General features: G+C 67.2%; 12 protein-coding genes. 7 read left to right on the forward strand and 5 right to left on the reverse strand.

The window, feature by feature from the left end; genetic code table 11:
• Window positions 1-54: 54 nt before the first annotated feature.
• Window positions 55-930: a tryptophan 2,3-dioxygenase family protein gene (locus J2X70_RS15810; RefSeq protein WP_025874586.1), complete on the reverse strand. Its 876-nt coding sequence runs from the start codon at window positions 928-930 to the stop codon at window positions 55-57.
• 325 nt (window positions 931-1255) lie between these two features.
• Between J2X70_RS15810 and pdhA the strand changes: the two genes are divergently transcribed.
• Genes pdhA through J2X70_RS15830 form a run of 4 tightly spaced genes read left to right on the forward strand, consistent with a single transcriptional unit; the run spans window position 1256 to window position 5144 of the window.
• Window positions 1256-2338, forward strand: coding sequence for a pyruvate dehydrogenase (acetyl-transferring) E1 component subunit alpha (pdhA, locus tag J2X70_RS15815; RefSeq protein WP_032976633.1), 1083 nt, complete (start codon window positions 1256-1258; stop codon window positions 2336-2338).
• On the forward strand, window positions 2331-3398 hold the full coding sequence (locus J2X70_RS15820; protein WP_025874584.1) for an alpha-ketoacid dehydrogenase subunit beta: 1068 nt from the start codon (window positions 2331-2333) through the stop codon (window positions 3396-3398). The genes pdhA and J2X70_RS15820 overlap by 8 nt, the downstream gene beginning before the upstream one ends.
• 1 nt (window position 3399) lies before the next feature.
• Window positions 3400-3753, forward strand: a complete 354-nt coding sequence (locus J2X70_RS15825) for an SH3 domain-containing protein (RefSeq protein WP_025874583.1) — start codon at window positions 3400-3402, stop codon at window positions 3751-3753.
• Complete coding sequence (locus J2X70_RS15830; protein WP_309911154.1) at window positions 3750-5144, forward strand: dihydrolipoamide acetyltransferase family protein; 1395 nt, start codon at window positions 3750-3752, stop codon at window positions 5142-5144. The genes J2X70_RS15825 and J2X70_RS15830 overlap by 4 nt, the downstream gene beginning before the upstream one ends.
• A 184-nt stretch (window positions 5145-5328) precedes the next feature.
• Here the strand turns inward: J2X70_RS15830 and J2X70_RS15835 are convergent, their stop codons facing one another.
• From J2X70_RS15835 to J2X70_RS15845, 3 genes are all read right to left on the reverse strand, one after another.
• The gene (locus J2X70_RS15835) at window positions 5329-5715 is read right to left on the reverse strand and encodes a VOC family protein (RefSeq protein WP_088101779.1); all 387 of its coding nucleotides are present in this window, start codon (window positions 5713-5715) and stop codon (window positions 5329-5331) included.
• Window positions 5716-5966: 251 nt separating this feature from the next.
• Window positions 5967-6674, reverse strand: coding sequence for a YafY family protein (locus tag J2X70_RS15840; RefSeq protein ID WP_025874579.1), 708 nt, complete (start codon window positions 6672-6674; stop codon window positions 5967-5969).
• Window positions 6674-7309, reverse strand: coding sequence for an NAD-dependent epimerase/dehydratase family protein (locus J2X70_RS15845; RefSeq protein WP_309911158.1), 636 nt, complete (start codon window positions 7307-7309; stop codon window positions 6674-6676). The genes J2X70_RS15840 and J2X70_RS15845 overlap by 1 nt, the downstream gene beginning before the upstream one ends.
• A 106-nt stretch (window positions 7310-7415) precedes the next feature.
• On the opposite strand from J2X70_RS15845, the gene J2X70_RS15850 reads away from it, so the two are divergent.
• A complete protein-coding gene (locus J2X70_RS15850) occupies window positions 7416-8954 on the forward strand; it encodes a GGDEF domain-containing protein (RefSeq protein ID WP_032976627.1) in 1539 nt (512 codons plus the stop codon).
• A 423-nt stretch (window positions 8955-9377) separates the two neighbouring features.
• Here the strand turns inward: J2X70_RS15850 and J2X70_RS15855 are convergent, their stop codons facing one another.
• The gene (locus tag J2X70_RS15855; RefSeq protein ID WP_025874576.1) at window positions 9378-10304 is read right to left on the reverse strand and encodes a DUF808 domain-containing protein; all 927 of its coding nucleotides are present in this window, start codon (window positions 10302-10304) and stop codon (window positions 9378-9380) included.
• Between the two features lie 212 nt (window positions 10305-10516).
• Here J2X70_RS15855 and J2X70_RS15860 point away from each other — a divergent pair, with 212 nt between their 5' ends.
• Window positions 10517-12160: an AarF/UbiB family protein gene (locus J2X70_RS15860; RefSeq protein ID WP_223483053.1), complete on the forward strand. Its 1644-nt coding sequence runs from the start codon at window positions 10517-10519 to the stop codon at window positions 12158-12160.
• Between the two features lie 261 nt (window positions 12161-12421).
• Complete coding sequence (locus tag J2X70_RS15865) at window positions 12422-14527, forward strand: phosphoglycerol transferase I (protein WP_309911162.1); 2106 nt, start codon at window positions 12422-12424, stop codon at window positions 14525-14527.
• Window positions 14528-14739 lie beyond the last annotated feature (212 nt).

Genomic DNA, 14739 nt, shown 5'->3' on the forward strand with positions numbered 1-14739 from the left:
GAACTTGCATCTGAAACGATTCAGCCAGCCGCGGGCGGCCAAGCTGAATGGGGATCAGGCCAGATCCGGCGGGGGCGCGGCCTGCAGGGTGGTGCGTACCTGGAACAATTCAGGGAAGAAGGTCAGTTCCAGCGCCTTGGCCAGGAAGCCCACGCCGGACGAGCCGCCGGTGCCGCGCTTGAAGCCGATCACCCGCATCACCGTGCGCATGTGGCGGAACCGCCACAACTGGAAAGCCGTTTCCAGGTCCACCAGGTCCTCGCACAGCGCGTACTCGCGCCAGTAGCGGTCGGTGTCCTGGTAGATGCGTTCGAAGACCGGCTGCAGGCTGTCGTCGGCCACGTGTGGCTGGGTCCAGTCGTGCGCCTCGTACACCGCCGGCACGGCGTGGCCGAAGCGGGCCAGGTACTTCAGGAATTCCTCGTACAGGCTCGGCGCCTCCAGCACGGTGCGCAGCTGCGCCTGCCCGGCCGTGTCGTGCTCGAACACCTGCAGCATCTGCGCGTTCTTGTTGCCCAGCAGGAACTCGATGTAGCGGTACTGCAGCGACTGGAAGCCCGAGGACGGACCCAGCACGTCGCGGAAGCCCATGTACTCGGACGGGGTGAGCGTTTCCAGCACCGACCACTGCTCGGTCAGCTGGCGCAGCACCTGCTTGCTGCGCGCCAGCACCTTGCGGCACTGCCAGACCTCATCGCGCTGCAGGAAGCCGATCGCCGCACCCAGCTCGTGGCCCAGCAGCTTCAACCACAGCTCGGAGGTCTGGTGCTGGATGATGAAGAGCATCTCGTCGTGATGCGGCGGGTTGGACAGCGGCTGCTGCGCGCTGAGCAGCTGGTCCAGCCGCAGGTAGCCGCCGTAGGTCAGCCGCCCCTGCAGATCGGTGTGGATACCGGCTTCGAGATCGCGTTGGTTGTTGTCGACGGACATGGGCGGGACCAGATCGGGGGCGGCAAGGGTAGCGCGTTGCCGCCGCGCTGGCAGCCGTGATGACCGTACCGGGGCGTGCGGTAGGCCTGTGGAACGGTGGTTGCGCGTGGAACCGTTTGCGCCGTTCTACTGGCGCTCAGCCCAGCGTCGCTTGTGATGCTTTGCAGCAATGGCTGAATACGTTGAAGTTATTGGCATCATGCGCCCGGAAGGGGGTACAAAGGCCGGTGGGCCGTGCTGCGCCGCAGGACGGCTTTTTCGTACGCATTCCTTAACATGGCGATTCATATCATTTGTAACTTCTCTGTCGAAGGTGCAGTACGCAATGACGGTTGCCGCTGAGTTCAAGATCGAATACCTGCAGTATCTGGACACGGACGGCACGCTCGTCCGCGATGACCTGCCCGAAGCCCTGCGCGACCCACGCGCGTTGCTGCCGATGTTCAAGCAGATGCTGTTCGTGCGCGTGTTCGACGGCAAGTCGATCGCGCTGCAGCGCACCGGCAAGCTGGGCACCTACGCCGCATGCCTCGGCCACGAAGCTGCGCATGTGGGCATCGGCGCCTCGATGCAGAAGGACGACGTGTTCGCACCGTCCTACCGCGAGTACGGCGCGATGTTCATGCGTGGCGTGCGCCCGCACGACGTGCTGATGTACTGGGGCGGCGACGAGCGCGGCAACGACTACGGCGGCAATGCCGCCAAGGACTTCCCGTTCTGCGTGCCGATTTCCACCCAGTGCCTGCACGCCGCAGGCGCTGCGCTGAAGTTCAAGCTCAACAAGGAACCGCAGATCGCGGTGGCCGTATGCGGCGACGGTGGCAGTTCCAAGACCGACTTCTACGCGGCCCTGAATTCGGCCGGTGCCTACAAGCTGCCGCTGATCCTGTGCATCGTCAACAACGGCTGGGCCATCTCGGTCCCGCGTTCGGCGCAGACCGGTGCCGAGACGCTGGCACAGAAGGGCCTGGCCGGCGGCCTGCACTGCCTGCAGGTGGACGGCAACGACCTGATCGCGGTGATGGCCGCCATGCTGCAGGCGCGCGAGCGTGCGCTGGCCGGCGACGGCGGCACCGTGCTGGAGCTGATGACCTATCGCCTGTCCGACCACACCACCGCCGATGACGCCCGTCGCTACCGCGACGACGCCGAAGTGAAGGATGCCTGGCAGCGCGAGCCGATGCTGCGCCTGCGCAAGTACCTGACCAACGCCGGTGTCTGGAGCGAGGAAGAAGAAGCTGCCTGGACCGCCGAGTGCGGCAAGCGCGTGGACGAGGAAGTGAACCTGTACCTCAACACGCCGGTGCAGCCGGTCGAGGCGATGTTCGATTTCCTCTATGCCGACCCGCCGCAGGACCTGCTGGCCCAGCGTGCCCAGGCGATCGCCCTGGAGCAGCGCCATGGATGAGATCAAGAACGGCGCGTCCAGCGCGCATACCAACGCCGCCGACAGCGCTGCCGTCGCGCGCGGAGAACAGAACATGACCGACACCCCGATCACCCTCATCGAAGCCATCACCCAGGCGCTGGCCTGGGAGCTGGAGCACGACAAGTCGGTGCTGGTGCTGGGCGAAGACGTGGGCGTCAACGGCGGCGTGTTCCGCGCCACCGCCGGCCTGCAGCAGCGCTTCGGCGCCGACCGCATCCTCGACACCCCGCTGGATGAAACCACCATCGCCGGCCTCACCATCGGCCTGGCCGCACAGGGCATGAAGCCGGTGGCCGAAGCGCAGTTCGATGGCTTCATGTACCCGATGGTCGACCACATCATCTGCCACGCCGCGCGCCTGCGTTACCGCACCCGTGGCCGCCTGCACTGCCCGATGGTGCTGCGCGTGCCGTGGGGTGGCGGCATCCGTGCGCCGGAGCACCACAGCGAGGCCAACGAAGCGATCTTCACCAACGTGCCGGGCCTGCGCGTGGTGCTGCCGTCCTCGCCGCAGCGCGCCTATGGCCTGCTGCTGGCCGCGATCCGCGAGCCGGATCCGGTGATCTACATGGAGCCCAAGCGCATCTACCGCCAGTACAAGGAAGTGGTCGTCAACGACGGCGAAGCCCTGCCGCTGGACGTGTGCTTCGTGCTGCGCGATGGCACCGACGTGACCCTGGTGACCTGGGGTGCGCAGGTGAAGGAAGCGCTGGAAGCGGCCGACAAGCTGGCCGGCGAAGGCATCAGTGCCGAAGTCATCGACGTGGCTACGCTGCGTCCGCTGGACTTTGCCACCATCGCCGAGTCGGTGGCCAAGACCGGCCGCTGCGTGATCGTGCAGGAGGCCCCGAAGACCGCGGGCTTCGGCGCGGAAATCGCCGCACGCCTGGCCGAGGAATCGATCTACGACCTGCTGGCTCCGGTCGAGCGCGTCACCGGTTACGACACCCACATTCCGCTGTTCCGCCTGGAGATGAAGTATCTGCCGAGCGTGGAGCGGATCGTGGCGGCGGCCAAGCGCGCGGTGGCGGCAGGCTGACATGCGGGCCCGCCTTCTCGGGGCTTACCGCAGCCAGTATCCCAACCCGCTCCGGTTCCGCACCGGCCAGATCGTCGAAGTAGGTGTACGTGACGAGGAATGGCCGGCGTTTGCCTGGGTGCGCACCAGCGATGGGCGCGCCGGATGGGCACCGGTAGCGTGGTTGCAGCTGTTGGACGATGGTCGCGCCGAAGCCCTGCGCGACTACGACGCCCGCGAGCTGGATGTGGAGAACGGCGAGATGGTCAAGCTTCATCACGAACACGGCGGGTGGTGGTGGTCCGAGCGCGCCAATGGCGCGACGGGCTGGTTGCCTGCCCGCGAACTGGAACTGCTGGAAGAGAACTGCAAATGAGCCAGACCAAGAACTTCAACCTGCCCGACCTGGGCGAAGGCCTGCCGGACGCGACCATCGTCGAGTGGTTCGTCAAGGAAGGCGATGTGATCAAGCTGGACGAGCCGCTGGTCTCGATGGAGACCGCCAAGGCCGTCGTCGAAGTGCCCTCGCCGTTCTCCGGCACGGTGCTGAAGCTGTCCGGCGCTGCCGGCGACATCATCACGACCGGCGCTGTGCTGGCCAGCTTCGCGCTGGACCCGAACCTGCCGCAGCGTGCTGACGGCCAGGACACCGGCCACAGCCACGGCCATGCCGCTCCGGCTGCTGCGGCAGCACCGACGCCGCCGCCGCTGCCGACCGCAGCCGCCCCGGTGGCCGCTGAAGAAGCCAAGCCGGCTACCGCCGAGCGTGATGACGCCGGCACCGTGGTCGGCGCGATGCAGAGCTCCAACGCTGTGCATGCCGAACAGGCGCTGGCCGTGGGCGGCGTCAAGGCCGTGCCGGCGGTGCGGGCCACCGCGCGCAAGCTGGGCGTGGACCTGAGCCGCGTACGTGCCACCGGCGCCGATGGCGCGGTGACCATGGCCGACGTCAAACAGGCCGCCGCCGACGGCAGCGCGAAGATCGGCGCGGCTCCGGCAGCGGTTGCTGCACCGGCGGCCGCCGCACCGGCGCCGGCCCAGGTGACCGCACCGGTACAGTCCGACGCACGCACCCCGCTGTCTGCTGCCGGCAAGCCGATGCGCACCCAGCCGCCGGGCGTGGTCGCCAAGGGCCAGCCGGAACCGCTGAAGGGCGTGCGCCGCAACATGGCCCGCGTCATGGCCGATGCGCACAGCAAGGTCGTGCCGACCACGCTGAACGACGACGCCGACATCCACGCCTGGTTGCCGGGCAACGACGTCACCGCGCGCCTGGTGCGCTCGATCGTGGTCGCCGCGCAGAAGGTGCCGGCGATGAACGCCTGGTTCGACGGTGAAGCGCTGACCCGCACACTGCACGCGCAGGTGGACATCGGCATCGCCGTGGATACCGACGACGGCCTGTTCGTGCCGGCCCTGCGCAACGCCGACATGCTCGACGCCCGTGGCATCCGCGAAGGCGTGAACCGTCTGCGCGAGCAGGTGGAAGCGCGTTCGATCGCGGCCTCGGAGCTGAGCGGCTACACCATCTCGCTGTCCAACTTCGGCATGTTCGCCGGCCGCTACGCGACCCCGGTCGTGGTGCCGCCGTGCGTGGCCATCGTCGGTGCCGGCCGTGCCCGCCACCAGATGACCCCGGTGATGGGCGGCGTGGAAGCGCACAAGGTCATTCCGCTGTCGGTGACCTTCGACCACCGCGCCGCCACCGGCGGTGAAGCGGCCCGCTTCCTGCGCGCGATGATGGACGATCTGGCGCTGGCCAGCTGACCGGTAGGTGCCAACCTTGGTTGGCACATGAGTTGAAAAACGCCGGGCATTGCCCGGCGTTTTTTTGTGCCTGCTCCACTATGTCGCCCAGCCATGCTCGGCTGCTTTTCAGTAGATCCACGCCATGCGTGGATGAAGGCATGAAACAAGCCGAGCTTGGGCTCTGCTATACGAAATTCCTGGATCAATCGCGCGCGACCATGCCCTCGGCGCGGCTGTAGACACGCAGGCGGTGGCCATCGGGGTCGACACCGACGAAGGTGTGCCCGAATTCCAGCGTTACCGGCGCCTGGGCGATCTGCACACCGAGTGCGCGCCAGGCATCGTGCAACTGCCGCACTTCATCAGGATTGGCCACCACCATCGCCAGCTCGGCTGCACCGCCCTCCGCATCCACCGGCGGCTGCACGTCATCGCGCTGCCACAGGCCGAGTGCGGCGCCATCGCCGAGCAGGAACAGGGCAAAGCCGGGTGACTGTTCGACCGGTGCCGTGCCGAGGATGCCGCTGTAGAAGGTGGCGCTGGTGGCAACGTCGCGCACGTACTGCAGCAGGGTGCTTGGCTTGAACATGGGAAAGCTCCGTGGTTGGGAGCGGTCATGGTGGCCCTGCCCTGCTGACAGATCCTGTCAGCAGTGTCGAGCAGGCTCGACTGCCTTTGCTCTGGCTTTGGTAGATGTCGAGCTTGCTCGACTGCTGCTTCCGCTTTGGTAGATGTCGAGCTTGCTCGACTGCTCTCCGCGAAGAGCAAGAGCGTCGAGCAAGCTCGACACCTACCAAAGCCAGAGCAACGACCAGAAGCGGTCGAGCAAGCTCGACCTCGTCACGAACGGTCCAGCCAGTCCGGAGCGATGCCCTGCGCCTTCTGCCAGCGCCGCAACAAGGTCGCGCGTGGCACCAGGTAGTGCTCTTCCAACGCACGCACATGGCGAATGCGATCCAAGCGGAAATGACGGAAGTCTTCGCGGCCCTCGCACCACGCCGCCAGCATCGGCACTTCATCGAAGTACCCCAGTGCGAACGGCCAGACCACGCGCTCGGTACGCCGGCCCTGCGCATCTTCATAGGCGAACTGCAGCCGCTGCTGCGTGCCCACCGCTTCGCGTACGGCCTGCAGCCGCGCCGGGGGTACCTTGGCCGTCGTTCGCGATGGCCCCACCCGCAGGCCGCTGTCACGCAGCGCATCGCGTCGCGCCGCCGGCAGCACATGCGCAATGCGCGCCAGGGCATCACGCGCGGCCTCGGCCAGGGCCGGCTCGGTGCGTGCCGCCACCCAGCGCAGGCCAAGCACCAGCGCGTCGATCTCGGCCGGTGGCAAGGTCAGCGGCGGCAGCACATCGCCCGGTTCCAGCTGGTAGCCGACACCGGCTTCCCCGCGCAGATCGGCGCCCTGCTCGCGCAGCGTTTCAATATCGCGGTACAGCGTACGCAGGCTGATGCCCAGTTCTTCGGCCAGCGCCTGCCCGGCCACCGGCCGGCGATGGCGGCGCAGCACCTGCAGCAGCTGGTTCAGGCGCAGCGCGCGGGACATCAGCCGACCAGATCGCGCGACGGCACCACGTGCTCGCCCGGCTTTGCCGCCAGCGCCGCATCCACCAGCACGTGTGCAATCTCCGGTGCCGGATTGATCCGCCAAGCACGTGGCAACATCGGCCCCAGCACACCCAGCACCTGCAGCGCGAAGTGTTCGCCACGGCGGACCTCCTGCCGCTCACCGCCGATCAGCCCCGGCCGCACCAGCGTCAGCGACGGGAAACCCAGCGCGCGCAGGTCGCGCTCCAGCTCGCCTTTGACCCGGCTGTAGAAGATCGACGAACGCGGGTTGGCGCCTGCGGCCGAGTTCAGCGCGAAGGCCTGGGCACCCTGCGCAAGGGCCAGGCGGGCGAAGGCCAGCGGATAGTCGTGGTCGATGCGATGGAACGCCTCGCGGCTGCCGGCCTGGGCGATGGTGCTGCCCAGGGCGCAGATCACCGCGTCCACCCGGGCCCAGTCCGGCGCATCGGGCAGCCGGGCGAAGTCGAGCACCGGGTTGTGCAGTTTCCCGTGCGGCGCAGCCAGCGGGCGACGGCTGGGCGCGACCACGGCGCTGCAGCGGGGGTCGGCCAGCAGCTGCGACAGGGCGTGGCCTCCGACCAGTCCCGTCGCCCCCAGCAACATCACACGCATACCCACCTCCACTGCGGCATCCTGTCACCCATCCTATCGGTTCAAGCCACCGCCGGTTGCGCCGATATGCTGTGACCAGCCCCCCTGCCATCCCAGGATGCGTTCCATGACGGACCAGCCCGACCCCCGCCCTGCCCCCGGCACCGCCATCGGGCCGCCTGCGCGCGTGCGCGCGGTGGTCGATGACGGGCGCGGCGATCGGGTGGTACTGCAGGGCGGTAGCAGCGTGGCGTTGCAGCAGCTGTTTGCCGGGGCCGATGCCCCCGAGCCGCTGCTGGCCGCCTTCGCCAATGGCATGGCCACCCTGCCGGGTGAGCTGGGCGACATGGGTGATCGCCTGCAATCGGCGCAGGCCAGTGCCGACTGGCCGCGCTATGGCCGGGCGATGCGGCAGCTGATCGATAAATACATCCGCACCATCGACCAGCACTCGCCCGATGGCCAGCCCGACAGCCTGCGCCTGTCCGAGCAGCTGCGGTTGCTGCTGGGCGGCGCGGTGGTCGCGCTGCTGCAGCACGATCCCGACCTGCGCGAGCAGGCGCAGGCCCTGGCCGTACGCCTGCGCCAATGGCAACCGGGCGCGGCACTGGAACCGATCGAACAGGGCGCGCGCGAGCTGGGCCACCAGATCGGCGTGCGCGCCGAAAGCTGGCAGGAACAGCAGGCGTTGTTGCTTGAGTTGTTCGCCCTGCTGCTGGAGAACGTCAGCGAGCTGCTGGATGACCGCAGTTGGCTGCAGGGCCAGATCGCGGCCGTGCGCCAGTTGCTGGCCGGGCCGCTGGAAGCCGAATCGGTCGAGCGCACCCGCGCCGAGCTGCGCGAGGTGATCTACAAGCAGGGCCTGCTGCGGCAGGGAATCGACGATTCGAAAGCGGCCATGCGTAGCTTGATGGGCGAGTTCATCGAGCGCATGGATGGCATGGCTGCCAGCACCGGTGAATACCACGACCGCATCGGCAGCTACGCGCTGCAGTTGCGCGAGGCGCGCAGCATCGCCGACCTCAACCACCTGCTGCAGGAAGTGATGCAGGACACCGGCAAAGTGCAGCAACAGGCGGCGCAGGCGCGCGATCACCTGGCCAGCGCGCGGCAGGAAGTGGAACGCGCCGAACAGCGCATCAACCAGCTGGAACAGGATCTGCGCGCGGCCGGCGATCTGGCGCGTATCGATCCGTTGACCCAGGCCCTGAACCGGCGTGGCCTGGATGAACTGCTGCAGCGCGAGCTGGCCCGCGCCGCACGCAACCACTCGCCGCTCGGACTGGCGGTGATCGACCTGGATGATTTCCACCAGACCAACGACGAACACGGCCATGCCGGCGGCGACGCGCTGCTGCAGCACTTGGTGGCGGTGTGCCGCCTGCTGCTGCGTGCCACTGATGGCATCGCCCGGCTGGGCGGCGACGAGTTCGTGCTGGTGCTTCCCGAAACCCCCGGCGCGGACAGCATGGCCACGGTGCAGCGGCTGCAGCGCTCACTGGCGCATCGCGTGCTGACCCTGCAGGAGCGGCGCATCCCCGTGCATTTCAGCGCGGGCCTGGCGCAATGGCAGCCGGGAGACGATGCCGATACGCTGCTGCGGCGCGCCGATGACGCGCTGTACGCGGCCAAGCGCCAAGGCAAGAACCGGGTACACGCGGGCTAGCTCGCGGGTGGGTGCCAACCTTGGTTGGTGCTTGCGGGAACAAAACCGCCGACCAAGGTCGGCCTCTACCGGGCAAGGCGCCGGAAACCGCTGGGTAGGTGCCAACCTTGGTTGGCACGCGCGGACAACAAACCGCCGACCAAGGTCGGCCTCTACCGGGCAAGGCGCCGGAAACCGCTGGGTAGGTGCCAACCTTGGTTGGCACGTGCGGGCAACAAACCGCCGACCAAGGTCGGCCTCTCGCCAAAAACCGCTGGGTAGGTGCCAACCTTGGTTGGCACGTGCGGGCAACAAACCGCCGACCAAGGTCGGCCTCTACCGGGCAAGGCGCCGGAAACCGCTGGGTAGCTGCCAACCTTGGTTGGCACGCGCGGACAACAAACCGCCGACCAAGGTCGGCCTCTTCCGGGCAGCGGGCCGCGCTTACTTGCCGCGCAGCTTCTGGAACCCGGTCACCGCCGCCAGCACGATGGCACCGGCGATGATGCCGACCACCATGTTGCCCAGCGCGTTGACCAGCCAGCCCCACTGGCCTTCGCCGCCCAGCGCCTGCACCGCGTGGTGCAGCGCCGGCACGTTGTGCACCAGGATGCCGCCACCAACCAGGAACATCGCTGCGGTACCGGCCACCGACAGGAACTTCATCAGCCACGGTGCCGACACCAGCAGGCCACGGCCGACTGCCGCCAGCGCCGCGCCCTTGCGCGACAGGTACAGGCCCAGGTCGTCCAGCTTGACGATGCCGGCGACCAGCCCGTAGACGAACACGGTCATCGCCAGCGCGATCACCACCAGGGTGCTGACCTGGTTGATGAACGACGCCGTGGCAACCACGCCCAGCGACAGCACGATGATTTCGGCCGAGAGGATGAAGTCGGTGCGGATGGCGCCCTTCACCTTGTCCTTTTCCCACGCGACCATGTCCACCTGCGCATCGGCCAGCGCCTTGCGCCGCTCGGCCTGGTGTTCGGCGTCCTCATCGGCCGAATGCAGGAACCGGTGCGCCAGCTTCTCCACGCCCTCGAAGCACAGGAAGGCGCCGCCGATCATCATCAGCGGCACGATCAGCGGCACGTTCCAGCCGCGGCTGTGCAGCCAGGCTTCCAGCGCGCTGATCGCCAGCGCCGCCGGCACCAGGATCACCTTGTTCACCAGCGAGCCCTTGGCCACCGCCCACACCACCGGCAATTCACGGTTGGCGTTGACGCCGGTTACCTGCTGCGCGTTCAGCGCCAGGTCGTCGCCCAGCACGCCGGCGGTCTTCTTGGCGGCGACCTTGGTCAGCACCGAGACGTCGTCGAGCAGGGAGGCGATATCGTCAAGCAGGGCAAACAGGCTGGCACCGGCCATGGGGGATCCAGTAAAGGGAATGAGCGGATTCTGACCGATCCGGCGCCACCTGCGGTAGCGGGTTCACCGCGCGCCCACCGGGCGGCAGGGACACTGGAAGCGTAATCCGGTCCCGCCGACGGCGGGATCACGGACATCGGGTCGTCGTCTTCGAGGAGTGTCGTTTGAGCAATCCGTCCACCGCCACAGGCAATCCGCCGCTGATCAGGGGCATGAACCGGCGCAGCCAGATCCTGCGCCTGCTGATGCGCTACCGCCATTCCGGCGTGTTCTCCGGCATGAACCTGGACGCTGCCGGCAGCCACACCGACGTGCCACCGGACGGCAATCCGGAGCAGTTCGTCAGCGACCTGGAAGCGCTGGGGCCCACCTTCGTCAAGCTCGGGCAGATGCTGTCGACCCGCCCGGACATGGTGCCGGTGGAGTTCGCCACCGCGCTGGAGCGCATGCAGGAGAAGGTGGCGCCGATTCCGGTCGAACGCATCCACGCCATCGTCGAGCAGGAGCTGGGGGCGCCGGTGAACAAGCTGTTCGCCGCATTCGACCCACAACCGCTGGGCTGCGCGTCGATCGCCCAGGTGCACCGCGCGGTACTGCATGACGGCCGCGAGGTAGCGGTGAAAGTGCAGAAGCCCGAGGTAGCCGCGCAGCTGCGTTCGGATCTGGAGGTGCTGCGCAGCTTCGCCCTGGCCGCCGACCATCTGACCCAGATCGGTCGCCGCGTGCGCCTGCGCGACTGGCTCAACGAATTCGCCAAAACGCTGATGCAGGAGCTGGACTACCACGCCGAGGCCGAGAACCTGTCGCGCTTCGGCCGGCACCTGAAGCCGTTCCGACGCCTGTGGATTCCGCAGCCGCTGTGGGACTACAGCAGCCATCGCGTGCTGACCATGGAACTGGCCACCGGCGTGCGCGTGGATGCCATTCCCGATGTGCGCCGCACCGAACAGGCGATGGACCCGCTGGCGGCGGCGCTGATCCGCGGCTATCTGGACCAGATCTTCGTGCACGGCGAAATCCACGCCGACCCGCACCCCGGCAACCTGCGGGTGATGCCTGATGGGCGCTTGGCCATCTTCGACCTGGGCATGGTCGCGCACATGCCGCCGCGGCTGCGCGAGCGCCTGCTGAAGATCCTGTTTGCCGCCGTCGATGGCCGCGGCGAGGAAGTGGCCGACGACCTGATCAGCATCAGCACGCGGCTGGAGGCATTCGATGAGGAGCGCTACCTGCGCGAGACCGGTCAGCTGATCGCACGCTATGCCGCCAGCGCGAATTTCTCCGAAGGGCGCGTGGTGCTGGACATGGTGCGCATCGCTACCTCGTCCGGATTGCGTACGCCGCCGGAGCTGAGCCTGCTGGGCAAGGCACTGCTCAACCTGGAAACCGTATGCCGCCTGCTGGCACCGGATCTGGACACGCGCCGCATCGTCGAACGCCAGCTGCAGCACGTGATGCGCGCGCGCCTGAAAAAATCGCTGTCGGCCGCCAACCTGGCCAGCGAGGCGATGGAGCTGCAGCAACTGCTGCGCGACGGGCCGCGCAAGCTGTCGGACATCATGGCGCTGCTGGCCGAGAACCGCCTGCAGATGAAGGTGACCGGGCTGGAAGAATCGCGGCTGATGGAGAACCTGCAGAAGATCGCCAACCGCGTGGCCGCCGGCATCATCAGCGCCGCGTTGATCATGGCGGCGGCAATGATGATGAAGATCGACACCGGCTGGCATGTGCTGGGCTATCCCGCCATCGCACTGGTGCTGTTGCTGATCGGCGTGGTGCTTGGGCTGGGCATCGTGACCAGCGCATTGTTGTTCGATCGCCGTGCGCGTTCGCGCGAGGAACGCGGGCATCGATAGTGTCGCATCCACGCTCGACGTGGATCAGCGAAAACAGTGCATTCATGCAGGTTTTTAATGCAATCGAGCGTGAGTTTTCACGCTCGATTTACGTTCGCAGCGTGATATCGCGCGCACGATTTCAACAAACATTTCAGTCAGGTTCGTGCATGCACTATCGGGTCATCGGCCTGTCATGCAGATGTGCTTGCAGCAGCGCCGGTCGGATGGACACGCGTCGGTACGACGTCCATCGCCACCCCGTCACTGCCGAAGCTGCCTATGCTCTGGATTCTGCTGCTGTCGCTGTTGCTGCTGTCCTGGTTGTTCCTCGCGTCCGCAAAGTGGGTGTGGTGGAAAGCAGGCTTGTTCTCGCTGTTGCTGCTGGCGCTCAGTGCCTGGTGGCTGATCGACAAGCTGTCCGGTGACGGACTCAACGCCGCCACCCTGTACCACCTGGGTGCGGACATGGAAGGCGTCGGTGTCGCCGACTTCAAGGGCTATATCGCCGGCTTCAGCGTGCTGGCCGCCGTGTCGCTGCTGCCGCTGTTCGCTACGCGGGTGAAGCGTTGGCGCCGCCCCACGGCCGGTGGTGCGTGGTTTGCCGGTTTCGCCGCGCTGTGGGTGGCCACGATCATGATCAGCCCACTGGCCCGCGATGGCCAACGCCTGTACCAGCAGCTGCGCCCGGTGGATTTCGCCCGTATCGCCCCCGAATACCAGGTGCCCACGCAGGCCCTGCAGCGCCCACGCAACATCGTCTGGATCTACGGCGAGAGCCTGGAGCGCACCTATCTGGATGAGGCCGTGTTTCCCGGCCTGATGCCCAATCTCAACCGCTTGGCGGCCAGGTCGCTGGATGTACGCGGCCTGGCCTCGGCCGAAGGCGGTGGCTGGACCATCGCCGGCCTGGTGTCGTCGATGTGCGGCGTGCCGCTGACCACCTCGCAGGGTGATGAGAACAGCATGGACCGCATGGGCAGCTTCCTGCCCAAGGCCGTGTGCCTGGGCGATTACCTCAAGCAGCAGGGCTACACCAACCATTACCTGGGCGGTGCCAACGGCCAGTTCGCCGGCAAGGGCCAGTTCCTGGCCAGCCACGGCTTCGATGAAGTGCATGACCTTGCGTGGTTCAAGCAGCAGAAGAAGATCGGCCGTATCCACTACTCGGCGTGGGGCGTGCATGACGACGTGCTGCTGGACACCGCCTACCAGCGCTTCGAGCAGCTGTCGCGACAGGATGCGCCGTTCATGCTGACCACGCTGACCATGGACACGCACCACCCGGCCGGGCACCTGCCGGTGGCCTGCAAGGGCGAGCGCTACCAGAGCCAGTACGGCAACATCGGCATGCTCAATGCGCTCAAGTGCACCGACCGCCTGATCTCGCAGCTGGTCGAACGCATCCAGGCCAGCCCGTACGGCAAGGACACGTTGATCGTGATCGCCTCCGATCACCTGGCCATGCCCAATGACCTCAGCCATATCCTGACCACGCAGAAGCGGGAGAACCTGCTGTTGTTCCTCGGTGATGGCGTCACCCCGCGCCAGCTGGCCGCTGAAGACGGCTCGACCCTGGATTCCGGGGCCACCCTGCTCAGCCTGCTCGATCCGAACCTGCAGACGATGGGCTTTGGCCGTTCGCTGCTGGACGACAAGCGCGCGCCGAGTGCCAGCGCCGCGGCACGCCGCGATGGCGGCCGCGACTATCCGCAGTACCTGGCCTTCGCCCGCTCGCTGTGGCTGGGTGAGCCGACGCGGCAGCTGAAGATCGACGGCGACGACCAGGTGGTGGTGGGCCTGCAGCACGTGCAGCCGCCGGTGCTGCTGGAATACGACAAGGACTGGGACCTGAAATCGGTGTACCTGGAAAACACCTCGCGCCAGTTCGACGATGCCGACCCGGACAACACGCTCGCCTACGTTGATCGCTGCACCGCGTTCGAGGATGGCTCGGCCGACGGCGACTGGTGCGCGCTGCTGGTGAACCGCGACAACGGCATCAAGCTGTACCGCGACGGCCAGCTGCGCAACGGCATCGACGTGGATGCACCCCTGGATGCCTTCCAGGGCCCCCGCCCCAGCGTGCGTCAGGCACACATGATCACGCAGAAGGGCCGCCGTACCCGCGCCGGCCAGTACATGCTGCAGCTGGTGGCGAGCACGCGCCCGGATCGCGGTTTCTGGATCGAAGCGGTGTCCTCGCAGCGCAAGGTGGTGCTGGCCCAGCAGTGGGTGCAGCCTGATGCCGATGGCAAGATCAACGTGTCATTCGGGCTCGACCACGAAGTGGATGATCTGGAAATCCGCGCGTGGTTGAACCATGCCGAGAAGCTGGCGGTGGATACCTTCGCACTGGTGCCCTCGCGCGGCCGACCGCGGGGGTAAAGGGGGTTCGGCAGGGCTGCGCCCTGCACCTGCCGAAGCAGTAGTGCCGGCCGCTGGCCGGCAACCTCAACGGCAACAGCCGAAGCAACAGCAACAGCTGGGGTTCCGTGGGGTGGCGGAGCGGTGTGGGTTGGCAGGACACGCCGTAAACCCGTCCTTGGGGGCTCGATGGCGCCATCCATGGCGCCAACGGTCCTGCCAACCCACACCGC

The organism is Stenotrophomonas sp. 1337 (assembly GCF_031455455.1).
Classification (GTDB): Bacteria; Pseudomonadota; Gammaproteobacteria; order Xanthomonadales; family Xanthomonadaceae; genus Stenotrophomonas; species Stenotrophomonas indicatrix.